At 46.7% G+C, this 3,877-nt stretch carries 3 protein-coding genes; all 3 read right to left on the bottom strand.

All coding sequences use genetic code 11. From position 1 onward, the window contains the following. Positions 1–6 precede the first annotated feature (6 nt). Complete coding sequence (locus BLT_RS0102850) at positions 7–1,194, bottom strand: ATP phosphoribosyltransferase regulatory subunit (RefSeq protein ID WP_017726305.1); 1,188 nt, start codon at positions 1,192–1,194, stop codon at positions 7–9. Between the two features lie 299 nt (positions 1,195–1,493). Further along, positions 1,494–2,672, bottom strand: coding sequence for an L-2-hydroxyglutarate oxidase (gene lhgO, locus BLT_RS0102845; protein ID WP_017726304.1), 1,179 nt, complete (start codon positions 2,670–2,672; stop codon positions 1,494–1,496). A 14-nt stretch (positions 2,673–2,686) separates the two neighbouring features. Continuing rightward, on the bottom strand, positions 2,687–3,877 hold a 1,191-nt coding region (locus BLT_RS0102840; RefSeq protein WP_017726303.1), incomplete at its 5' end, for a (Fe-S)-binding protein.

Here is a 3,877-nt window from a genome sequence, read left to right as displayed (position 1 = left end):
ATGTGCTCATTCAGACGCACCTCCTTTTCCCGCTTTTCCAATGCAATAGATGACCTCTCCATACTGATCCGACATGGAATCAAGATCGGTCACTCCAGAAATATCCTGCAACACAACAGCGATCCCATCTCGCCGTTTTTCCGACGCAAGCGCCACCGCTTCATCCCGACGTTCATTGCTGAACATAATGCACGTTTGTTTTTGCTCAATTGGCTTCTCCCCAATGGCTTCTGCCAGTAGGTCAAGGCGAACACCAAATCCTGTCGCTTGGGCTGGTCGCTCAAATTTTGTCAGCAAATCATCGTAGCGTCCTCCACTACAGAGAGGCACACCGAGGCGATTTCCATAGCCTTCGAAAACGACACCTGTGTAATAGCTCATATGAAGAACAAGGTTTAAATCAAGCTTCACATAATCAGCGACGCCGTAGCTTTCAAGGACGTCCCACAGCTTGGTCATTTCATTCAGCACCACTTCACCTTCCGCGGTTTGAATCAGTGAGGCCGCATCGTCGATGGCTTGTCGTCCACCTCGTAATTTTAATAAGCTAAGGAGACGGCTTTTATCAATGGAAGATAAATTTAAGCCTTTTACATGCTCACGGTAGCCAACATAGTTCTTTTCATATAGAAAGCGGCGAAGACCTTCGGCACGCTCTTCGTTACCGACCACATCAAGGAGCAGTGCATTCACGTAGCCAACGTGTCCAATCGCAACTTTAAAGGTTTTAAGTCCTGCTCGTTTAAGGGCGGCGACCATCAGGGCAATCACTTCCCCGTCGGCACTGGATGTGCCATCGCCAATAAGCTCGACACCAAGCTGCTCAAATTCGGCTGGCTTTCCGCCTTCATTTTGCTGGGCACGGTAGACGTTTGACGTATAAGCAAGGCGCAATGGATAGGCCCGGTCCTTTAAGCTTGATGCGACTAAACGGGCAATCGGCGCCGTCATATCAGGGCGAAGAACAAGGGTGTTTCCTTGCTGGTCTAACAGCTTAAATAGCTGCTGATCTAATATGGCAGAGGCCACACCGACTGTGTCGTAATATTCAAGCGTTGGTGTTTCAATCGCTTCATAGCCCCAAAGGCGAATTTCTTCTTCCATTTGTTCGCGAATCGCTTTTTTCGTTTGATAGAGATCGGGAAGGGTGTCCCTCATTCCAGATGGCTTCTCAAACATAAATGGCTTTGACATCATTTCAACTCCTTATCAGCTATCTCTAGCATAGCTGATCGTTCATTATCGTAAAAGAATTATTGTTTGTTGCTTTGTTTTATGTTGTGCGCTAGCTTTATGATGCGGTTTAGAGCTGGTTTCATGTTTTGTTATGTTAAGCTTCACAACTTCACTTTAGTTCGCTAATGTACTACCAAGATAAAGTAATACTTGTAGTTTACACAACTCTCCAACCCCCGTCAACCAAAATGGGGGGTCGTAGCACTTTTGCCCTGACCCCAACTGCTCCGGGCAAAAGTGCTACGACCCCCTATAGGTTAAATTTTTTCTACGATCGCTTTGCCGATTTCGAGAGAGGCGGTGGCGGCAGGGGACGGGGCATTGCACACGTGGAGGCTGTTTCGTCCACGAATTAATTGAAAATCATCAACTAGCTTCCCGTCTGCCGTTAAGGCTTGGGCACGAACGCCGCTCGGTCCTGGAACTAGATCGTCCTCCTTTACTTCTGGAATTAACTGCTGAAGGTTTTCAACAAACTTCTTTTTGCTGAACGAACGAATCATTTCCTCCGTCCCTTCCTTCAAATATTTACTCGCTAATTGCCAAAAGCCTTTGTAGCGAAGCACCTCTGATAAATCTTTCAAATCAATATCGGTTTTCTTATAGCCTTCCCGCTTAAAACTCAACACCGCATTCGGTCCTGCATCCACCTCTCCGTCAATCATCCTTGTGAAATGAACGCCAAGAAACGGGAAATCAGGATTCGGGACAGGATAGATTAAGTTGTTCACAAGATACCGTTTTTCTGGGCGCAGCTTATAATACTCCCCACGGAAAGGAACAATCTTCATGTCAACATGATAGCCTGCAAGCTTCGCAATCCGATCACTATGTAAGCCCGCACAATTAATTAAGTAGCTTGTGTGAAACGTTCCTTTGTCCGTTTCAACAACGGCACCCTCGCTGTTCTCAGTTATCGCCTCTACCGTTGTCGCAAGCTGAATCTCACCACCGCGTTCAATGATTAACTCGGCGAGCTTCTCTGCCACTTGCTTATAGCTCACAATCCCTGCAGCAGGTACAGAAATGGCAGCAAGGCCATTTACATAAGGCTCCACCTCCCGTACTTCCTCTTTGTTCAGCATGCTAATATCCAGGCCATTCGCGAGCCCTCGTTTATAGAGATTATCAAGCAGTGGCAACTCTTTCTCTTTCGTTGCCACAATCACCTTTCCACAAATGTCTACATCAAGGTCATGCTCCTTACAAAAAGCAGTCATCGATTGACTTCCGGCCTTTGCAAATTTCGCTTTGAAGCTACCTGGCTTGTAATAAATCCCTGAATGAATCACGCCACTATTATGACCAGTTTGGTGAGCGGCCACCTGCTGCTCTTTTTCGATAATTAAAACACTCGCCCTAGGGTAGCGCTCATAAATGGCATGTCCAACAGCCAATCCGACAATCCCGCCACCGATAATTGTAAAATCATACATCTCCATTTCCTCCCCTACAAATCACATGCTTCTGCTAGCAGCTCAATTAAATGAACCACCTTTACTTTTTCTGTTAATCCCTTGCGCTCTACACCGAGCTTCATTTGTAAATGACATCCAGGGTTCGTTGTCACAATCACTTCAGGCTGAACCGTCTTTACATTTTCCATCTTCAGATCAAGAATCTCCATTGACTGCTCATAATGAACGAGATTATAAATCCCTGCCGACCCACAGCAAAGCTCGCTCTCCTTCATCGGCAGGAAGGTGATACTCGGAATTGATTGTAGTAGCTTTAACGGCTCTTCCACTCGCTTTTGAACATTGGTCATATGGCAGGACGGCTGATATGTCGTTACTTTGTTGATTTCTTTTGTAAACGGGAGCTCAACCTGCGAGAGAATCACACTGCTATCCACATTTTTTTCAGAAAAACGCTGGGCCCGCTCCCTCCATTCCGGTTCGTCCTCTAAAAGCTCTCCATATTCAACAAGCATTGCACCACAGCCACCAATGCTGTTGACGACATAATCAAAAGAATGCTGTTCAAACGCCTCAATGTTTTGCTTCGCCAAGCGTTTCGCCACATCTCGTTCGCCGCTATGATTTTGCAGAGCACCACAGCAGGTTTGCTCCTGAATGACCGTTACCTCACATCCCGCGCGTTGAAGGAGCTGAATCGTCAGATCATTGATCTTCGAGAACATCGTATCCATAATACAGCCTGTAAAAAAGCCGACATGATACATCGCATTGCCTTCTGGCTTAACATGGGCCAGGCGCTTCTTTCTTTCACTTAGCGAGGCGACCTTTGGAGTGACTGCCTCGAATGCGGCAAGTGAATCAGGTAGCACCCTTGTCAGCTTTGCTTTTCTTGCGATGTTCTCAGCTCCGCTTTTTTGATAGATAAAGAGCCCTGCTCCTAGTGTGTTTAAGAGCTTGTCGTTTGGCAGCACCGTTTCAAACAATCCTTTTTTAAACAGCTTCTGATACCAGGCGGCCTTCGTTTCCTTCTCTTCCCTTAGGGCCACCTTCGCCGAATCAAGGATTTTTCCATATTGCACATTCGTCGGGCAGACCGTTTCACAAGCACGGCAGCCGAGACAAAAATCAATCGGCTCTTCAAGCTCAGACAATGGCAGCTTCCCTTCTGCCGCCATTTTCACTAAATTGATTCTTCCCCTTGGTGAATGGGTCTCCTTTTC

Origin of the sequence: Halalkalibacterium ligniniphilum (genome assembly GCF_000334155.1) — a bacterium.
Classification (GTDB): Bacteria; Bacillota; Bacilli; order Bacillales; family Bacillaceae_D; genus Halalkalibacterium; species Halalkalibacterium ligniniphilum.
Note: the sequence above shows the minus strand (reverse complement) of the source record. Positions and strands in the feature narration are given on the sequence as shown.